The sequence below is a fragment of the Campylobacter concisus genome (assembly GCF_003048595.2).
In the GTDB taxonomy this organism is placed as follows: Bacteria; Campylobacterota; Campylobacteria; order Campylobacterales; family Campylobacteraceae; genus Campylobacter_A; species Campylobacter_A concisus_L.
The window spans coordinates 1,330,684-1,349,578 of sequence record NZ_CP049270.1; the positions used below are offsets into that span (position 1 = coordinate 1,330,684).

Here is an 18,895-nt window from a genome sequence, read left to right on the forward strand (position 1 = left end):
AAAAAATTTATATTAACATAAGCCATTTATCTTAATTTGAAAGGAAATTTATGAGCTTTGGGTCTTATTTAGCCATCGCCATCTATTTTGGCTTTTTGCTCTTTATCGGACGATATTTCTACGATAAAAATGCAAGTATGAACGAGTATCTGCTAGATAACCGTCGAATGGGTCCAGTAGTTACTGCACTTAGTGCTGGTGCTTCTGATATGAGTGGTTGGATGCTACTTGGCGTGCCCGGAGCATTATACGCAACTGGCATAGCAAATGTGTGGATGATAATCGGTCTTATTATTGGAGCTTACTGCAACTATTTATTTTTAGCAAAGAGGCTTAGAATTTATACTGAGGTTGCGAGTGATAGCATCACGATACCAGACTTTTTAGAAAATCGCTTTAAAGATAGGACTAAAATTTTAAGAATTATCTCTGGTCTTATCATTTTGATCTTTTTCACACTTTATGTAAGTAGCGGCATTATCGCTGGCGGAAAGACATTTGAGAGCTTTTTTGGTTTAAAATTTGCCTACGGAGCGGTCTTTACACTTGTCATTGTGGTCTTTTACACATTTTTTGGTGGGTTTAAAGCAGTTAGTATAACTGACGCATTTCAGGGGCTTTTGATGTTTTGTGTCCTAGTCTCGATCCCAGTCGTGGCATATCTAAATTTAGACTTGCCAAGCGATACAAATTTACTAAAAGAGATAAGCAAGCTTGATGCAAATCACCTAAATCCATTTAGAGATCAAACTTTTTGGGGAATTTTAGGACTTATGGCTTGGGGATTTGGCTACTTTGGACAGCCACATATCATTGTTAGATTTATGGCGATACGCGACTCAAAAGAGCTTGCTAAAGCAAGAAGAATAGGCATTGGCTGGATGACGATCGGCCTACTAGGCGCAATTATGAGCGGACTTATCGGCTTTGTCTACTTTAGTCAAAGAGGCGGACTTAGCGATCCTGAGACTGTATTTTTAAAGCTTGGCGAGTTACTTTTCCCACCATTTTTTATAGGCATTATCATCTCAGCTGTGCTTTCAGCGATTATGAGTACTATCTCAAGTCAGCTTTTAGTTACATCTAGCTCGGTAACAAAAGACTTTATCTTTGCATTCTATAAAAAAGAGATTAGTCAAAATACACAAACGGCGATCAGTCGCTATGCTGTCGTAGTAGTGGCCATAGTTGCTACAATACTTGCCTTTATCTCGACAGATAATGTCCTAAACGTAGTTGGCAACGCTTGGGCTGGATTTGGTGCGAGCTTTGGACCAGTGCTACTTTTTAGCCTTTACTGGAAGCGCATGAGTGCACTTGGAGCACTTGCTGGCATGATAGCTGGAGGTGCAACCGTAATATTTTGGATCACTTCAGGACTAAATGTTTATGTTTATGAAATTTTGCCTGGCATCATAGCCTCTTGTATAGCGATCATTAGCGTAAGTATCTGGGGAGATGCGATAAATAAAATGACAAGCGAACCTCACGAGCAAGTCATAAAAGATGAATTTGAAAAGATGAAAACAAGGCTTTAGACCTAAACTTATAAGAAATTCCTGGTATCTTGTGCTAGGAATTTCTGCTAATTCTCTCTTAAAATTTTAATCCATTTTTCAGTTTTCTTATCAAAAACCTAGCTGGATGAAGCTCGTGAAATAGCGATCTTTCTATACAAAGTGGGCGAGCAAGCACAAGATCGGCTATCAAATTTGCTCCAAGTATCGCTGTGCCAAGACCTCGTGAGCCGTGGGCAAAATTCACAAAGACATTCTTTTCATAGTTTGCTTTTGGATTGTTATCTTTATTTTTGCTCCAAAATAGCCCTTTGTAGTTTTGCTTGTAAAATTCTTCATCATGCAAGGCGCCAATTATCGGAAACCTGTCTCCACTATAACTTCTATAGCCTACACGTGAGCCGATAATGGTGGCTTTTGTGGTGTCAAAAAACTCGCTTACATCGCTTAAATTTTTAGCATTATCCTCAACTTTAGGCGTATCGCAAATTTCATTTCTGGCATAAGTTGCACCGATAACTTGCAAACCTTTGACAGCTGGGCAGATGTAGCCTTTTGCGCTTAGCGGCATGGCATTTTTTAGCACTGGTTTTAAGTGGGTTACTTGGCCACGGACACTACTTATTTGCATATTGTAGCCATTAAAAATTTCACTGCTCTTACTGCCAGTGCAAAAGACCAAGATGTCAGCCTCCAAGCTTTTGTCGTTTTTAAATTTAACGCTGATCTTGCCATTTTGAAGGTGCTCTCTGCTCTCGTACTCATGGTTAAATAAAATTTCAAAGTTGCTTGAGAGAAATTTACAAATTTCTCTTGGCCTAGCGTATGCACCATCTTTTATAAATACCCCAGGATATGGCTTTAAGTTCTCATCAAATTTAAAAATATCCTCTATGCTTTGAGTTTGCCACGAGCCATATCTTTTAATAAGTTCATCATCAAATGCGTAGTCTATGCAGCCGTTAAATTTAATAAGGCTTTTTGGCAAAGTTGCCTTGTAAAATCTCACTGCTTGCAAAAATGCGTTTAAGTGCATGCGGCCTAAATTTACCCCGGGCTTTGTAACTAGTGGCATCAAGGCGCCACAGTGATTACCTGAGCCATTTGTAGCCACTTCGACCTTTGCCTCGGCGATCACCACTTTAAAGCCATTTTTGGCTAGCTCGCCAGCTGTTGCAAGTCCAGCCACGCCAGCTCCTATGATAAGCGCTGTTTTACCATTTACACTAGCAACTGGTTCGCATCTCACAAACCAAGCATCCTTTAAATTTTCATCCTTTTTCTCTAGCACGGCACTACTCATCTGACGTTTTCTAGCGTAACCCTCTTTTAGGCTTAGCAAAAAGCCAGCGCCCTTTAGCCCGTCTTTTACTATTTTTGCGCATGAATAGGTTCTAGCAATCGTACCAACCCTGCTTAGTCTTGCGATCTGTCTAAAAATTTCTTCGCTCCAGATCGAGTCATTTTTACTTGGAGCAAAGCCATCTAGAAACCAGATGTCAGCGCTAAAATCAAGCTCAGGTAAAATTTCTTTAGCCTCGCCGTAGCAAAGATCAAGTGTGATATTTGGGGCAAAATTTATACGGTGTATGCCCTCAATAAGAGGTGGATAGAGCGAAACCAGCTTTCTAGCATAAGCTTTAAAAATGCCTAAATTTTCATAAATTTTTAAAATATCTTCTTTTTTAATAGGGCTTTTTTCGATGCTAACAAAGTGAAGTTTTTTAGAACTATTTTTAAATTTCTTACAAAGTGTGAAGAAATTTAGCCCGGCACCAAATCCTGTCTCAGCGATGACGAAGCTATCTTTACTCTGCCAAATTTCATCAAGTGCACTTGCAAAGACAAATTCGCTCTCAAGCCAAGGTTTGTCGGTATTGAAATAGATATCGCCAAACTCCTCGTTAAATGGAATTTGCCCTTTAAAGCTTAAATTTGCATTTTTCATCTATTTTTTGCAAAATATCCATCTATGCCGTTTGCGATGCCGTTTGCAAGAGCGTTTTGGTAGGCATCATTAAAGAGCTTTTCGCCCTCGACTGGATGCGTGATATAGCCGATCTCAACAAGAACTGCTGGCATAAGGGCACCTACGAGTACCCAAAACGGCGCTTCTCTCACACTACCATCACTTGCAGCATAGACTTTTCTGGCACTTGCTAAAATTTCTTTTTGGATATCGATGCCAAGCTTGTTTGAGGCGATGATCTTCTCGCGGTTTAGCACATTTAAAAATGTCTGCTGCGAAAAGTAGTTCATCTCTTCTATATCTGATTTATTTTCAAGTGCGGCTGCGTTTTTACTACGTTCGCTTCTTGCAGGCGATAAGAAAAATGTCTCAATGCCGTGCATACTTTTTGCCTTTGTAGCATTTGGAGCGGCATTTGCGTGAATAGAAACAAAAAGATCAGCCATCTTATCATTTGCAAATTTTGTTCTTGTTCTTAAATTTATAAAGACATCGGTTGACCTGGTAAAAAAGACCTTGTAGCCACGCGCTTTTAGTATGTCACCAAGCTTTTTGGCTACGCCTAAAACGGCTGTTTTTTCTTGCAGTTTGCCATTTACTGCACCTGGATCAGTGCCACCATGACCCGGATCGATGACGATCGTTTTGTTGCGTGAAAATTTACTAGCCGTAACTGGTGGTAAAGGTGCTGCCGCTGGCTCACTTTGTGCTGGCTGCGGCTTTAAATTTGGCTCAGACTCTTTGTGTGGCACTTCTTCGTTTTTGTTTTTAGTTTTATGAAGTGGTGCTTTTACATTTTCGTTTGAGATAAAATTTTGTGTACTTATTATGAGTAGATCGCCTGTCGCATTTGCTTTTATAGTCTTTTGGATCTTATCAGAAAAAATAACTCTAACAGTGTTTTTATCATACTGCGAGATGTGAATATAATCAGATATAAAATTTTTATAAGTTAGCGAATTGCCATTTAATCTACCATCGATATCCATAATGTTTTTATATGTATTTTGCTGCTTCAAAAAGGATGTTTTTAGTTTTGCAGTATCAATTTTTGTATTAAACTTAAGTACTAAAGTGTCATTTACCTTGGTTGCACTAAGCAGAGTCAAAGTAGCAGTACTAGGCGTACTGGCGCTCTTTATGCCATTTAGTGCATTTAGATCTTTTATATACCCACTTGAATCAAAACCAAGCGATTTTGAGCTGGTTATAAGTCTTGTGAGTGCTTGTTTTTTTATATTTTTATCGTTTTTGATAATCGCGTCGACATATATATCTTTTATATCGTTGTGAAATTTAATCTTTGCACTTCTGCTTGAGCTAGCAAAATTTTTATCAAATTTTGCAAATATCTCAGAATTTGTCGCAGCAAAAAGAAAATTACAAACAATAAAAAAGAGGATTATCGCTCGTTTCATTCACCATGTACCAGCTTGTGCATTAGCTCTTTTACGCTTATTAGCTCTTTTAGTTTATACCCATTTGCTCCCGTGAAAAATAACCCAGTCTCTTTTTTGCCACTAAATGAGTCAAATAGTCTATCAGCGATGCAATATCCAACCTCTTTAGCTCCTTTGCCCCTTTGACAAGGGCTCACGCAGTTGCTTATACACTGAATCTTTGGCCCCATCCTTTTTTCTACCAAATTTATCAAATTTGTTCTAATCCCACGAGCCGGATAGCCAACTGGACTTTTTATAAGCTCTATGTCCTTTTCCTCGGCTGCTAGTATCACTTCTTTAAAGCCAATATCTGCGTCACACTCATGAGTGCCGATGAAGCGTGTACCCATTTGAACGCCATCTGCTCCAAGTGATATCGCTTTTTCTATATCATTTTTATCCCAAATTCCACCGGCTGCGATGAGCGGAAAGTCGCCCCACTCTTTTATCTCGGCCTTTACTTGTGGGATTAGATTAAATAGCGAAAACTCAGGATCAAGGCACTGCTCGTAAGTAAAGCCTTGGTGTCCGCCGCTTAGTGGCCCCTCAAGCACGACAGCATCTGGTAAGCGATCATATCTTTGTAGCCAACGTTTGCAGATGATCTTTAGTGCTTTTGCACTTGAGATAATAGGAACTAGCGCGACTTCTTTAAAATTTTGTGTAAATTCTGGCAAATTCGTAGGTAGTCCAGCACCTGATACGATGATATTTATACCGGCTTCACAAGCATCTTTTACCACTCTTGCGTAGTCATTTGCAGCATACATTATATTTACACCAAGTGGTAAATCTCCACAAATTTTTCGGGCATTCTCAATAATTGCTCTAAGACCTCTTGTTGAGTAGAAATTTTCACTTCCAAATGGCTTTGCATTTAGCTCTTTGTTTATAAATTTACGATTTTCATAATATCCTGTGCCAACTGAGCTGATTATTCCAAGACCGCCTTCAAGGCTGACGTTGCCAGCTAGTTTGTCCCAGCTGATACCAAGTCCCATACCGCCTTGAAATATCGGATACTTTATCTCATATTTTCCTATTTTTAATGGCTTTAACTCCATCTATTCAACCTTTACTTTTGCAAATTTACGCTTACCGACTTGCAAGATATATTCACCTGCCTCTAATTTTAACTGCTCATCACTGATCTTTTCTTGATTGACGCTAACCGCATTTGCCTTTATGTCGCGTCTTGCTTGAGAATTTGACTCACTTAACTCACACTGCGATAAAGCTTCCACGATCCAAACTGGTGCTTTTAGGCTAAATTCTTTGATATCAGTTGGGAGCTGATTTTGAGAGTGCACGCTATTAAACTCAGCCTTTGCAGCTTTTGCAGCTTCCTCGCCGTGATACCTTGCTGTTATCTCGTAAGCAAGGTCCTCTTTTGCTTTTTTTGGATGATACTTGCCGTTTTTTACATCGTTCATTAAATTTTCTATCTCGCCAAGGCTTTTTGTACTTAAAAGCTCGTACCAACGCCACATTAGCTCATCGCTTATACTAAGCGTTTTTGCAAACATATCATTTGCATTTTCAGTTACGCCGATATAATTTCCAAGACTTTTGCTCATCTTATTTACACCATCAAGCCCCTCAAGAAGTGGCATCATGATGACAGCTTGCTCTTTGCCGACGTTATAAGTTCTCTGCAAGGTTCTACCCATTAGAAGGTTGAATTTCTGATCCGTACCGCCCATCTCGATATCGCACTTCATCGCAACGCTATCATAACCTTGAAGAAGTGGATACATAAATTCACAAATTGAAATTGGACTGCCAGCTTTTATCCTTTTTTCAAAATCATCGCGCTCTAGCATTCTAGCGACTGAAAATGTGCTAGTTAGCTCTATCATTCCAGCAGCTCCAAGTTTATTTGACCATTTTGAGTTAAACATGATCACGGTCTTTTTTGGATCTAAAATTTTAAAAACTTGCTCTTCATAAGTTTTGGCATTTTTTAAAACAGTCTCTTGATCTAGCTTTTTTCTAGTAGCTGATTTGCCAGTTGGATCGCCTATTTGAGCAGTGAAGTCGCCTATTAAAAACTGCACGATCGCACCATGCTTTTGAAGTAGTGCCATCTTGCTTAAAACGACTGTGTGTCCTAAGTGAAGGTCTGGAGCAGTTGGATCAAAGCCAGCCTTTACATAGAAATTTTCACCTTTTTCATAATAGTTTTTTATTAAATTCTCAACTCTTTCAAAGTCAATAATCTCGGCAACACCGCGTTTTATCTCTTGTAAAATTTCAGCTATATCTTGCATTATCTTTCTCCTAGTTATGGTATGGATCGCTTTGCGAAACGAAATCTATAATCTTATATCTATCTTTGATCTTCTCTTTTAGCTCGTTTGCATCGATATTTTCAGCTATCTCAACACTTATTTCAAATGTATCACCGCTAAGGTCATTTGCTTCGTTTAGCGAGATTGTAGCCAAATTTACATCTAATCTAGCAAGATATGTTAAAAATTCAGCCAACACGCCTTTTCGGTTCTCAAGATTTAATAAAATTTTATATCTATGTGGGGCATTTCTAGTCCATTTGACAAAGATGATCTCATTGCCCTTATCCATAAGTTTCCCGGCACGCTCACAAAGCTTGTGATGCACTGTCACATTGTGTCCATTTTTAAAGCCAACTATACTATCGCCCCTTTTTGGGTTACAACAATAGTCAAACTCGACATTTGAAATTTTATGATTTGAATAGATTACGATATTTTCAAATTTTTGCTTTTTAACCTGATATTTGTCGCCCAAAGAGATCATAAAAGGACGCTCTTTTTTTATATACTTTTTAAGCATATTTACGACCTCTTGAAAAAAATCGCTCTCAGTTGCAGCACGAAAAACTTTTTTGCCTAAATTTTCATGCTCTATCCAGTCTAAGATTCTATCTTTCGAAACGCCAAAAACCGACTTTAAAATGTCAACTGCGATTTTATAATTTATATCTTTTATCTTTTGTTTGCAATATGTCCTTATCGTAGCTCTTGCTTTACCAGTTCGAACGCTATTTATCCATGAACAGCGAAATTTTGCCTCTTCGCCAGTTACAATCCTTACAATATCGCCGTTTTTTAGCTCTGTTAAAAGTGGCATTCTGACGCGATTTATATAAGCTTCTTTTGCGTAAAGTCCGATCTCTGTGTGAATCTCATAAGCATAATCAAGTGCGGTAGCCCCGCGTGGAAGCGTAAAAACCTCACCTTTTGGCGAATAGACCGCAATATCTTCTATGTAAAGACTATCTTTTGCATATTCATAAAGCTCTTCGACATTACTTTCAGCTTCATTATTTTGCATACCAATGTCGTTTAGCCAGTCAAGCTTTGGATTTAAAAGACTACCCTCGCCGTTTTTGTATTTCCAGTGAGCTGCGACACCATATTCAGCGGTTTTGTGCATATCGTAAGTACGAACTTGTGCCTCAAAAATACTCTTATTATCAAAAATAGTTGTATGTATCGTTTGATAGCCATTTTGCTTTGGAAGTGCAATATAATCCTTAAATCTCGAAATAAGAGGGTTAAAATTTATATGCAAATTTCCAAGCGCAAGGTAGCAATCAAGTGGCTTTTGCACAAGAATTCTAATAGCGAGCAAATCAAGTACCTCTTCAATCGAAATACCTTTTCTTTGCATTTTTAAATAAATCGAATAGTAATGTTTTATACGTTTTTGAATCTCGAAAGTGCCCTCAATAAAGCCATTTTCAAGCAAAATTTGATTTACTTTCTCGTAAAAAGCATTTAGTTTAAGGCTAAGCTGCTGCTTATTTTTATTTAAAAAGCTATCAATCTTGGCGTATTCTTCTGGCATCGCATATTTAAAGCTTAGATCTTCAAGTATGTTTTTAATCGATGAAATTCCAAGCCTATGAGCGATCGGAGCGTAGACCATAAGCGTCTCTTCAGCAATGCGTTTTTGTTTTTCTACTTTTAATGCATCAAGGGTTAGCATATTATGAAGCCTGTCACAAAGCTTAACCACAAGAACTCTAACATCCTCAATGGAGATTAAAAGCATTTTTCTAAAAGTTAGTGCCGAGCTTGCTAGTTTTTCATTACTACTCGAGCTTGCAAGCTTGTTTTCTCTTATAGCAACTATCTTTGTAAGCCCCTCAACCAGTTTTGCCACTTCATCACCAAATTCAGCCTGAACTTCGCTAAGTGTAACTTCAGTATCTTCAACTACATCGTGAAGTAGTGCAGCTATGACCATGCTCTCATCGCCACCCATATTTGCCACTATTGATGCTACCAAGATAGGATGAATTGCGTATGGCTCGCCACTTTTGCGGTATTGACCAGCATGAGATGTGACACAGTTATCTATAGCTTTGTCTAATTTCTCGCTTCGTTCGCAAAGAGAAAAGAGCAGCGTTATAGCTTCTGACACATTTTTACAAGGTAAAATTTGTTCTATTAGCTGCTCTAAAAAAAGACTATTTTCCTTCAACTATTGCCTCTAAGCCTATTTTGCCCTCAGCTACTTCAAGTAGCGCAATGTCAGCAAATTTCATCTTTGAAGTATCGGCTTCTACAAGCACTACTGCTCCATTTGCTAGTGCTTCTGCACGCTTTGCTACAATAAGTGAAAGTTTATATCTATCATCACCAACTTGCTTTAACGCTCTTGCTGTTATTTGTTCTGTTCTCATATTTATCCTTTTTAAAATTTATTTTACTACTGAGTATAGGGCTGCTTCTTCTTCATTTATTATTTTTAATAAATTTCCAGCCTTAAACATGTTACAAACCAAAATCGGCAGTGAATTATCTTTTGCTAAAGCTATGGCAGTATCGTCCATAACCTTGATATCATCGCTCATTGCCTTTTCATAGTTTAGTGACTTTAAAAGTTTTGCATCTTTGAATTTTTTAGGATCTTTATCATAAACGCCATCAACCTTTGTAGCTTTTATGATCATATCTGAGCCGATTTCAATAGCTCTTAACGTGGCTGCTGTATCAGTTGTAAAGAATGGATTACCAGTACCTGCAGCAAATATAACGACTCTGCCTTTTTCCAAATGGCGCTGCGCACGTCCAACGATGAAAGTCTCACAGATCGCCTCCATCTTGATCGCGCTTTGCACTCTTACCTCTAGCCCGCTTCTCTCTAAAGCTTCACGCATCGCGATTGAGTTGATAACAGTTGCTAGCATGCCCATGTGATCGCCACTCGTTCGTTTAATGATACCATCTTTTGCGGCACTCACACCGCGTATAATGTTGCCACCACCTATTACGATGCCAACCTCGATACCATTTTCGACAAGCTCTTTTATCTCATTTGCTATAAATTTAAGCACCGCCGTATCTATGCCAAAACCATTTTCTCCCGCTAAAGCTTCGCCTGAAAATTTAACCAATACGCGTTTTCTTTTACTCATTGTCATGCTCCTTGAAATTCACGCATTCTAGCCAAAAAGGCTTTAAATTTAGCTAATAATGCTTACAAAGTGGCTATTTTGAGATCATTTCAAGTGGATCAATGTGGTAGTTTCTTTGCGTTACTTCAAAGGTTAGATCGTTTCTTACTCTACCTATGACGTAGCCTTTTTGCACGACTGAGCCTACTTTGACTGTCGGTGCGATTTGGCTTAGGTGAGCATAGATCGTGTGTATACCATTTTCATTTTCTATAATGACTACATTTTCAAGCATTGGTGTCGCTTTTGCAAAGACCACTTTGCCATTTAGTACGCTTTTGACCTTGGCATCTGGCGTGGTTGAGCGAAGCGTGACTGACTCATTAAAAATTTTGATGTTATATATTGGATCTACGTAATTTCCAAATTTTTGCTTTACGGTGTAGCTATCAAGAGGAGCGATTGTCTTTTCACCTGAATATTTTTTTACCGAGCTTGTTTGATAGCCTCCACCCATTGGTTGGCTTTTTTCACCTTTTTTAGCACCTTTGCTTGCAGCTGCTTTTTCTTGTTTTTCTCTAGCAGCACGTGCGGCTTCATCTTCTTGTTTTTGCATGATAGCAAGCTGCTCTAGCGTCTTTCTTAGCTCATCTTGCTGAGCTTGAAGTTTGGCTAGCTTTTTACTATAAATTTCCTTATCTCGCTTGAGCCCATTTATAGTATTTTTTTGCGTACTTTCTAAATTTTGCAAGTCACTTTGCTTGCGTCTATAGTTTTTGATGCTTGAGTTTATCTCGCTTATTTTGTTTGATTTATTTTTTATCTTCTCAATCGTATCTTCATAGTTTTGGCTAAGTCTCTTAAAATCCTCTTTTGCAATGGCATTTAGCTTGGTTAAAATTTGAGACGAGATAATGCTCTCCTCGCTTTGCTTGCCCTCAGTTGCAGACATCAAAAGATCAAATGACAAATCTTCTGCGATGATTCTTATCATGTTTTGCTCAAGCTCTTTTTGCGTGCGTTCTAGCTCTTTGTTTTGTTTCGTTAGATCATCAAGCTCAACAAGTGCTTTTGAAGCATTTGTCTCAAGCACAGAAATTTGACCTTTTAAATTTGTGATATCACCACTTATACCTCGAAGTTTTTTCTCGCCACTTACGATGTCGCCAGCTAAATCATCTAGCTTTTTACTAAGCTGCTCGCTCATCGCCTGACTCGATCTTAGCGAGTTTTTAGAGTCTTTGATCTTCTCTTTGGTATTTGACGCAAAAGCTAGACTAAAAGCTAGCAAAAATGTAAAAATTCCCTTTCTCATATCGTGCTTTTTCTAGCCTTGCTCATCACCAAACTAACAGCAAAAATACTTAAAAACATAGCCACGCCAAATAAAATAAAAATATCCCTTGAAGGATCGAGACTAGGCAATACCACATCAATACTTGCGGCATTTTCTCTAAAAATTTCAATACTAGGCAAGAAAAAGAAGAATGCACCGACTGCAACGGTAGCAACTAGGCTATCAACCATAGCCGATTTGTAAAGCATAGCTGATTTTAGCCAAAATGGTGCTCCAAAAAGCGTCATAATCTCGATGCGCTCTCTGTGCTCAAATAGCCAAATTTTAGCCTGCTTTAGCATAAGCATAAGCCCTATTACGCAAAGTATCGCCATAAAAGCATACGATATACTTTTGGCTAAATTTAGTATTTTAAAGACCTTATCGTGAGTCTTTGAAAATGTCTCAACCTTTGTGATGCCATCAAATTTTAAAAGTTTTTGCTTTAGATCATCCATGTACTGCGGCGTCGGAAATTCGCTAAGTTTTAGTGAGTAAAATTTAGGTAGCGCATTTTGCAGTATGGATAAATTTTTAGCAGAGATATCATTTGAAAGGCGGTCAATTATCTTTTGCGGACTTAGTGGCTCGAGGCTAGATAGATTGCTAACCACAGGCTTTAAAATAGCATCACTAAGCTCTTTGCTTGAAACTATGACGATGTTGTAGTCATTTCCCATGAGTCTTTCATAATCTCTCACAACCTTATCAGCAGTTAGACTAAACTGCACTGAAAACAAAAGTGCGATCAGTGGCAAGATAAATCCAAGATGATTCTTAAGCGATCTCATACACGCCTCCATTTTCTATGACGAAGTGACGGTATGGGATACGAAGTGTAGATGGGATGTGGTGCGTGACAACAACCACGCTCGTGCCTAAAAATTCCCTAGCTGATTTTAGAAGCGACCAGATAACATCGCTTGAGTACTCGTCTAAATTTCCAGTTGGCTCGTCGCATAAAAGCAAATTTGGATTATGTGCCAGTGCCCTTGCCATCGCTACTCTTTGCTGCTCACCACCGCTTAGCTCCATTGGATATTTGTCAGCTTTATGAAGCATATTTACATGCTTTAAAAGCTTTGCTACTTGCTTTTTACTCACATTTTGATTGATGCCTTTGATGATGAGGGGCAACATGACGTTTCTTTCGACATTCCATTCATTTATCAAACGATAATTTTGAAAAATAATGCCAACTCGTTGCCTAAGCTCACAAAGTCTTTTATCATCGATGTCATCCATTTGTGTCATGCATACATTTAGCTCTCCAGCAAGGGGTGAAATTTCTCCGTAAAATGATTTTAAAAGCGTGCTTTTTCCACTTCCACTCTTGCCTGTGATAAAGACAAAATCATTTGCATAAATATCTAAATTTACGCTATTAATTACGATTTCATCGCGCTCATAAGCTAGGCTCAAATTTCTTGCACTAATTATCTCTTGCATCAGCCAAATACTCCTTCAAAAGCTCGTGTGCAGCTAAACTCTCACGAATTAAGATCGGTTTTTTTATAAAATATTCGCTTTTTTCATCGCTTATTTTGATAAAACATTGCTCAGGTTTATTGAATGCTCCAAAAGCAACTTTTAGCAAAATTTCATCTTCATTTATGATGTAAATTTCTTCAAAATGTAAAAAATAGTCTTCTTTTTTGATGATAAAATTTTTAAAATTTTTAATAATATTTTTTACGCTTGTCTTTTCTTTAAAGGTAAAATCTCCAGCCAAAATACTCTCGCCACTTTCAATCTCACAAGTATAAACAACATCGTAAATATCCTTGTCTTGACGTCTCCATCGGTCTTCATACTTACTAGTTACTTCTAAATTTCTATTTTTAAAAGCTTCTATTTTTGAGTTTGTAGGCTCTAAAAATTTACTTAAGCTAAAGTCGCAATACTCCTTACTATCAGTCCTTAGCTCAAATTTACCACCCACTTTTAGTATCCTCTCGCACTCAAGTGCAAACGCCGATGAAACCACACGTCTATGCTCTGCTTTATCCCATGGCACTGGAAAATGCAAAAATACCCTATCAACTAAATTTGAGCCAACGAGAGAGAGTAAAAGTCTGGCGTCGGTATTTATTAGACGCACGTTTTCTAGGTCATTTGCCTTGGCTAGCTTTGCTACTTGCTCGATACTTGGCTTATACACCTCTATGCCTATAACCAAAGCTTTTGGATTGTTTTTGGCTTGATAGAGCAAGTGTCTACCAGAACCAAAGCCGATCTCTATAAAAATTTGATCAAATTTATCTTTTAGCTCGCAAAATGCTGACACAAATTCTTCAAGGCTTAAAATTTCACTCACTTTTTTAGTCAAATTTGTCTTTTTTACAGCAAATGCTTGACTGATTACGTCATTGCAATTTTGCTCCTTAAAAAGCTCCAGCGCCTCTTGTAAAAGACCAACTTTAGCTGGCTTTGTAAGCTTTTCTCCCTTTACGACGATACCTTTTTTACCATCTTTTACGACTAGAAAAAAACTCTCTTCTTCATTTTTTGTGTAGATGAGCCTCTCGTTTCGTCCATTTGCCTGCCAAAGAAATTTGACCTTGTCATTTCCAAAAGGAAATGAGATATCTTTTAGAGATGAAGTTATAAAATTTGGCATTATTTTATGCTAACTTCTGCTTTTGATGATTTATCAGAAGCAATTCCGTATTCATCGATAGCTACGACACTATAAGAGTAGCTTGCCCCTGCTTGCACGCTATTATCATATAAACTATTTTCGCTTATGCCGCTAAAAATTTTCTCGCTTGCACCGCTTCTATAGACCGTGTACGAACTAGCTCTATCTACTGCACTCCAGCTTACATTTACGCCACTTCCATCATATTTCGCACTAATATTTGGAGTCTTTGGTGCACCAAGCGTACTACCAACGATTGGCTCTTCTTGTTTTAAGCTCTCAAGGCCGTCTTTATCAACAGCCGTAACTCTATAATACCTTGTTGCCGCATTTGTATTTATGAGATCTTCATAGGTATTACTAGTAGTTTTTGCTAGATACGTATAAGGTAAAAATTTACTAGTCGTTCTATAAACTTTATAGTACGAAAAATCCTCAGCCGGCATATAATCCCACGTTAGGATTATCTTTTTTGGTGCATTCTTTGTTGCCTGAAGATTCGTTACTGGTTTAGGGTAACTCCTTTGTTGTTGCACTGATATTTTGGCTTGGTTTTGAGACAACGCCTGAAGATGTTTTTACTAAAATTCTATACTCATAAGAACTTCCAGCTTTTACGTCAGTATCGATATACTCGGCATTTAGCCTGCCATTTATCTCTGCTATTTGGCTAAATTTATTACGTCCTGCATCGCTTCTTTGGATGATATAGCTTGCTACAGTATTGTCAGGATGTGGTCTCCACACTATTTTTACACGTCCAGGAAGTCCTGTGATGGCTTGCGAAAACGGTACCGAGTCAAGCAATGGCCTTGTAGTTGCAGTTGCGATTGTGCCTGGTTGAGAGATGGCGTTGCTTGAGTAGGTCCTCATCTGGTATGAGTATGTGGTCTCCGGTGCTAAGTTGCGGTCTACATAGTGCGTTGCAAAGCGGTCTTTGATGTCTGCAACTAGCTGCATTTTTGAGTTGGCATCATTTGGATTTGAGCGGTAGAGATAGTATCCAACAACGCTTTCATCGGTTACTGGATTCCATTCAAAACCAACTTCTGTCATGTCTGAAATGGTTTTTAAGCTTGTGATAGTTGGTAGCGACATGCTTTGCTGAGTAGGTACGCTAGAGCCGCATCCCGCCAAGAAAGCTGCTAAAAATGGTGTCAATATGCGTAGGGCAAATTTTTTCATCAAAAATCTCCTTGGGAATTTTTTTGTAAATTATCTGGTTAAAGTCATCATACGTTTTTGCGATAAATTCCACCCTTTTGCCAGTTCGTGGATGGATAAAATAAAGCATATAAGCGTGAAGCATAACTCTGCTTATTTTATCGCCTTGGCTCTTAAATCCGTATAAATCATCGCCTAAAATATGGCGGTTTATGCTAGATAGATGCACTCTTATCTGATGAGTCCTGCCTGTAAAAAGTTTTGCTGCTATTAAATTTATGCCATTTTCGCTTAGTAAATTTACAAAGGCACTTTTTGCAAATTTAGCGTCCGCGACGATCGCCTTTTTTAGACGATTGTTTGGGTTCCTGCCAATTGGCTTTTCGATGATGACGTCCTCTTTTAGCGACAGATCTGTAAGTGCTAGATAAATTCGCCCCATGCTCTTATCACTTAGCTGCTCGCTAAGTTTTGCGTGAGCAAAGTTGTTTTTAGCAACGACGATAGCACCACTTGTGCCTTTGTCTAGGCGGTGGACAATACCAGCTCTTACGTCGCCATTTAAATTTGAGAGCATAAATCCTTTTTTATTTAGCCACTCAACGAGCGTGGCCTCTTTGACGCTTGGGGCTTGGTGAACGACGATTTGTGGGGGCTTATTTAGCACTATTAGATCATCATCTTCGTAGATGATTGGGATATCAAAATTTACTTCATACTCATTTTGTACCTCTTTTTTTGGGGGAAAATTTACGCAAACTTCATCATTTTCGCTTAAAACAAAACTTGGTTTTGAGACTGGTTTTAAATTTACGCTTACGAGAGAATCTTTTATCAAATTTAAAGCTTGATTGCGTGAAATTTGAAGTTCCTGCGCTACTGCAACGTCTAGTCTTGAGCTATTTAAAACATTAAATTTAACCAAAATCAAAGCCTTGTTTGTGATATAATCTAGCCCAAAAATTAAGGTTTGCTTCTTGATAAAACTAGATCGGCGTATTTTAACACATTTTGATTTTATTCAGCCGTTTTTAATAATCCCAATCATAGCCATCTCTTACATCCTAGTTTCCGAAGCAAACGACGTCTTAGCAAACAAACAGCTTGTATATTTTGGCATTGGTTTTATTTCATTTTGTGTAGCATTTTTACTGCCCATTAGGCGTATCGACTGGATCATTCCGATGTTTTACTGGGTCTGCATCGTGCTACTTTTAAGCGTTGATCTCTTTGGCGTTAGCAAACTAGGAGCTAGGCGCTGGCTAGAAATTCCCTTCGTTCACTTCACACTTCAGCCATCAGAGCTGATGAAGCCAGCCTTTTTGCTGATGCTAGCCTATCTCATTAAACAGCGTCCTCCAGAAGCTAATGGATACGGAGTAAAAGATTTTTTAAGACTTAGTTTTTATATACTTTTACCATTTGTGCTCATCATGAAAGAGCCTGATCTTGGCACTGCACTCATACTTTTGATAGTTGGCTACACTATTCTTTTTGTCATCGGCGTAAATAAGAAAATTTGGATAACTATCATCCTTGCGATAGGCTTTTTGGTACCAGTTTTGTATGAAAATTTACATGACTATCAAAAAAAAAGAATTCACGATTTCATCGCTGAAGAGCCAAGCTATCACGTCAAACAAAGCATCATCGCCATAGGTAGCGGCGGACTCAAAGGCAAGCCAAAAGATGAGGCAACTCAGACGCACTTTAAATTTTTGCCAATCGCCACTAGTGATTTCATCTTTGCCTACAATATCGAGCGTTTTGGTTTTTATGGTGGATTGTTTCTACTTGGGCTTTATGGAGCACTTATAACACATCTTTTAAGTTTAAATTACGGCCTAAAAAACGACTATTTTACACAAGTTACCACCACGGGGATTGCTGCGCTAATCTTCGTTTACGTTGGTGTAAATGTCTCGATGACGATCGGTTTTGCACCAGTTGTGGGCGTGCCACTGCCATTTTTTAGTTACGGCGGAAGTAGCTTTGTTACATTTATGGTGCTTTTTGGGATTTTGCAAAATTTGCTAACTTTTAGATTTGATAGAACTTATAGCTTTATAAAAATTCACTTCTAAAATTTTCTCCACAAGTATTAAATATATAGTTTTTACTCTATCTTTTTTTGTATTTTTTGATGCAAGAATTTATGGCATTTATAAGATATTTTATATCCTCTTTTGTATGCGTGTAGTGAATGCTAACACGTACCCAGCCAGGTTTTTCGTCAAAAATAGTATTATCTTTTAAATTAAGCAAATCATGTCCATACGGCCCAGCACAATCACAGCCTGCACGTGTTTGGATACCAAAATCACTACTTAAACTAGCAGCAAAATCATAAGGCGAAATGCCTTTTACATTAAATGCAAAAATGGGCAATCTATCTAAATTTTCAGGGCAATAATTTATCACCTCATCTATCTTTTCTAGCTCTTTGCAAAACATCTCGCCTAGCTCACATTCAGCTGCTTTTATATTATTAAGTCCGATTTCATTTCTTAGCTTGTAGGCTAAATTTGCACGCATTAGTTGCACTATCGGTGGCGTGCCGCCCTCTTCTAAATTTTCAACTTCACTAGTAAAAATATGTGATGTCCTGCTTACATACTTGACTGTGCCTCCAGCTGCAAATGTAGGCAAATTTTTACAAAGCTCTTTTTTGATAGCCAAAAGCCCGCAACTCCCAACTCCGCCAAGTAGCTTGTGAGGCGAGAGAAACAGTGCGTCAAAATATCTGCAATCAACATTTTCATAAGCACTAAGAGTGGCCACGTCAAGAGCCAAAACGCCATTATATTTTTTAATCAGCGAGTAAATTTTTTTATAATCAGTTTTAACGCCAGTGACGTTTGAGGCGGCACTAAAGCTAGCTATTATCTTTCTTTTTGCATTTTGCTTTAATGTGTTCTCAAGCATCGCATAATCTATCTCATTATTTTCATCAAGCTCTATACGTTTTATATCACAAAGCCCTTCTCTTAAGCTAACTTCAACAGAGTGATGCTCATAAGGGCCAATGATCGCTAATGGCAAGTTTAAATTTCTTAAATTTGCTTCACCGATCAAGGCTCTTGTAGCTGGTGAGATATAAATTCCCACTATCTCCTGAAATTTCTTTATCGCAGCCGTTGCTCCTTGACCAGTCGCGATAAGATAAAAACTATCGTCAAGGCCCAATAAGCTTTTTAACTCAGCTCTTGCGTTTTCATAGCATTTTTGCGTTAACGCTGCGCTTGAACTACTATCAGAGTGAGTGTTTGCGTAGGTTTTTAAAAATTTTAAAATTTCATCTTCAATGGGCTTGTAAGCAAGACCTGAAGCCGTGTAGTCAAAATAGTAAAGGCCTTCTTTTAAAATGATATTTTTTCTTACTTCATCGATATTTAGCAATGTTTTCCTTTTTTTAAAGTAGGGATTATAATGAAATTTTC

Annotated in this window: 17 protein-coding genes; 2 read left to right on the forward strand and 15 right to left on the reverse strand. The window is 38.2% G+C overall.

Annotated features, from left to right (window positions below; all coding sequences use genetic code 11):
• Window positions 1–50 precede the first annotated feature (50 nt).
• Entirely contained in the window at window positions 51–1,538 is a 1,488-nt protein-coding gene (gene putP, locus CVT15_RS06755) for a sodium/proline symporter PutP (RefSeq protein WP_103582237.1), read from the forward strand.
• Between the two features lie 58 nt (window positions 1,539–1,596).
• On the opposite strand, the gene mnmC is transcribed toward putP, so the two are convergent.
• The 14 genes from mnmC to CVT15_RS06825 form a co-directional block, all read right to left on the reverse strand.
• The gene (mnmC, locus tag CVT15_RS06760) at window positions 1,597–3,465 is read right to left on the reverse strand and encodes a bifunctional tRNA (5-methylaminomethyl-2-thiouridine)(34)-methyltransferase MnmD/FAD-dependent 5-carboxymethylaminomethyl-2-thiouridine(34) oxidoreductase MnmC (protein WP_107898166.1); all 1,869 of its coding nucleotides are present in this window, start codon (window positions 3,463–3,465) and stop codon (window positions 1,597–1,599) included.
• Entirely contained in the window at window positions 3,462–4,904 is a 1,443-nt protein-coding gene (locus CVT15_RS06765) for an N-acetylmuramoyl-L-alanine amidase family protein (RefSeq protein WP_107898167.1), read from the reverse strand. The genes mnmC and CVT15_RS06765 overlap by 4 nt, the downstream gene beginning before the upstream one ends.
• Window positions 4,901–5,992: a nitronate monooxygenase gene (locus CVT15_RS06770; RefSeq protein WP_021091713.1), complete on the reverse strand. Its 1,092-nt coding sequence runs from the start codon at window positions 5,990–5,992 to the stop codon at window positions 4,901–4,903. Before CVT15_RS06770 ends, CVT15_RS06765 begins: the two co-directional genes overlap by 4 nt.
• Window positions 5,993–7,198, reverse strand: coding sequence for a tyrosine--tRNA ligase (gene tyrS / locus CVT15_RS06775; protein ID WP_107898168.1), 1,206 nt, complete (start codon window positions 7,196–7,198; stop codon window positions 5,993–5,995).
• Window positions 7,199–7,208: 10 nt separating this feature from the next.
• Window positions 7,209–9,398: a RelA/SpoT family protein gene (locus CVT15_RS06780; RefSeq protein ID WP_103577446.1), complete on the reverse strand. Its 2,190-nt coding sequence runs from the start codon at window positions 9,396–9,398 to the stop codon at window positions 7,209–7,211.
• On the reverse strand, window positions 9,385–9,600 hold the full coding sequence (locus tag CVT15_RS06785) for a DNA-directed RNA polymerase subunit omega (RefSeq protein ID WP_021091717.1): 216 nt from the start codon (window positions 9,598–9,600) through the stop codon (window positions 9,385–9,387). Before CVT15_RS06785 ends, CVT15_RS06780 begins: the two co-directional genes overlap by 14 nt.
• A gap of 18 nt (window positions 9,601–9,618) precedes the next feature.
• Entirely contained in the window at window positions 9,619–10,335 is a 717-nt protein-coding gene (gene pyrH, locus CVT15_RS06790) for a UMP kinase (RefSeq protein WP_054196984.1), read from the reverse strand.
• Window positions 10,336–10,408: 73 nt separating this feature from the next.
• A complete protein-coding gene (locus tag CVT15_RS06795; RefSeq protein ID WP_103577447.1) occupies window positions 10,409–11,629 on the reverse strand; it encodes a murein hydrolase activator EnvC family protein in 1,221 nt (406 codons plus the stop codon).
• A complete protein-coding gene (locus tag CVT15_RS06800; protein WP_087586257.1) occupies window positions 11,626–12,441 on the reverse strand; it encodes an FtsX-like permease family protein in 816 nt (271 codons plus the stop codon). The genes CVT15_RS06795 and CVT15_RS06800 overlap by 4 nt, the downstream gene beginning before the upstream one ends.
• A complete protein-coding gene (locus CVT15_RS06805) occupies window positions 12,428–13,099 on the reverse strand; it encodes a cell division ATP-binding protein FtsE (RefSeq protein WP_103577448.1) in 672 nt (223 codons plus the stop codon). Before CVT15_RS06805 ends, CVT15_RS06800 begins: the two co-directional genes overlap by 14 nt.
• Window positions 13,083–14,270, reverse strand: coding sequence for a tRNA (guanosine(46)-N7)-methyltransferase TrmB (gene trmB, locus CVT15_RS06810; RefSeq protein ID WP_103577449.1), 1,188 nt, complete (start codon window positions 14,268–14,270; stop codon window positions 13,083–13,085). Before trmB ends, CVT15_RS06805 begins: the two co-directional genes overlap by 17 nt.
• Window positions 14,270–14,737: a hypothetical protein gene (locus CVT15_RS06815; protein WP_103577450.1), complete on the reverse strand. Its 468-nt coding sequence runs from the start codon at window positions 14,735–14,737 to the stop codon at window positions 14,270–14,272. Before CVT15_RS06815 ends, trmB begins: the two co-directional genes overlap by 1 nt.
• 64 nt (window positions 14,738–14,801) lie before the next feature.
• Window positions 14,802–15,476 (reverse strand): fibronectin type III domain-containing protein, encoded by a 675-nt coding sequence (locus CVT15_RS06820; protein WP_180998562.1) that lies wholly within the window; start codon window positions 15,474–15,476, stop codon window positions 14,802–14,804.
• On the reverse strand, window positions 15,409–16,380 hold the full coding sequence (locus tag CVT15_RS06825; protein WP_103577451.1) for an RluA family pseudouridine synthase: 972 nt from the start codon (window positions 16,378–16,380) through the stop codon (window positions 15,409–15,411). The genes CVT15_RS06820 and CVT15_RS06825 overlap by 68 nt, the downstream gene beginning before the upstream one ends.
• Window positions 16,381–16,432: 52 nt before the next feature.
• On the opposite strand from CVT15_RS06825, the gene CVT15_RS06830 reads away from it, so the two are divergent.
• Window positions 16,433–17,539, forward strand: a complete 1,107-nt coding sequence (locus CVT15_RS06830; RefSeq protein ID WP_103577452.1) for an FtsW/RodA/SpoVE family cell cycle protein — start codon at window positions 16,433–16,435, stop codon at window positions 17,537–17,539.
• A 37-nt stretch (window positions 17,540–17,576) separates the two neighbouring features.
• Here the strand turns inward: CVT15_RS06830 and CVT15_RS06835 are convergent, their stop codons facing one another.
• A complete protein-coding gene (locus CVT15_RS06835) occupies window positions 17,577–18,854 on the reverse strand; it encodes an aminotransferase class V-fold PLP-dependent enzyme (RefSeq protein WP_103600540.1) in 1,278 nt (425 codons plus the stop codon).
• Window positions 18,855–18,895: the final 41 nt, after the last annotated feature.

What these genes read in the sequence shown, in the direction of transcription:
- putP (WP_103582237.1), top strand. Translation starts at nt 51, where the DNA reads ATGAGCTTTGGGTCTTATTTAGCCATCGCCATCTATTTTGGCTTTTTG.
- mnmC (WP_107898166.1), bottom strand. Translation starts at nt 3,465, where the DNA reads ATGAAAAATGCAAATTTAAGCTTTAAAGGGCAAATTCCATTTAACGAG.
- CVT15_RS06765 (WP_107898167.1), bottom strand. Translation starts at nt 4,904, where the DNA reads ATGAAACGAGCGATAATCCTCTTTTTTATTGTTTGTAATTTTCTTTTT.
- CVT15_RS06770 (WP_021091713.1), bottom strand. Translation starts at nt 5,992, where the DNA reads ATGGAGTTAAAGCCATTAAAAATAGGAAAATATGAGATAAAGTATCCG.
- tyrS (WP_107898168.1), bottom strand. Translation starts at nt 7,198, where the DNA reads ATGCAAGATATAGCTGAAATTTTACAAGAGATAAAACGCGGTGTTGCC.
- CVT15_RS06785 (WP_021091717.1), bottom strand. Translation starts at nt 9,600, where the DNA reads ATGAGAACAGAACAAATAACAGCAAGAGCGTTAAAGCAAGTTGGTGAT.
- pyrH (WP_054196984.1), bottom strand. Translation starts at nt 10,335, where the DNA reads ATGAGTAAAAGAAAACGCGTATTGGTTAAATTTTCAGGCGAAGCTTTA.
- CVT15_RS06795 (WP_103577447.1), bottom strand. Translation starts at nt 11,629, where the DNA reads ATGAGAAAGGGAATTTTTACATTTTTGCTAGCTTTTAGTCTAGCTTTT.
- CVT15_RS06800 (WP_087586257.1), bottom strand. Translation starts at nt 12,441, where the DNA reads ATGAGATCGCTTAAGAATCATCTTGGATTTATCTTGCCACTGATCGCA.
- CVT15_RS06805 (WP_103577448.1), bottom strand. Translation starts at nt 13,099, where the DNA reads ATGCAAGAGATAATTAGTGCAAGAAATTTGAGCCTAGCTTATGAGCGC.
- trmB (WP_103577449.1), bottom strand. Translation starts at nt 14,270, where the DNA reads ATGCCAAATTTTATAACTTCATCTCTAAAAGATATCTCATTTCCTTTT.
- CVT15_RS06815 (WP_103577450.1), bottom strand. Translation starts at nt 14,737, where the DNA reads ATGCCGGCTGAGGATTTTTCGTACTATAAAGTTTATAGAACGACTAGT.
- CVT15_RS06820 (WP_180998562.1), bottom strand. Translation starts at nt 15,476, where the DNA reads ATGAAAAAATTTGCCCTACGCATATTGACACCATTTTTAGCAGCTTTC.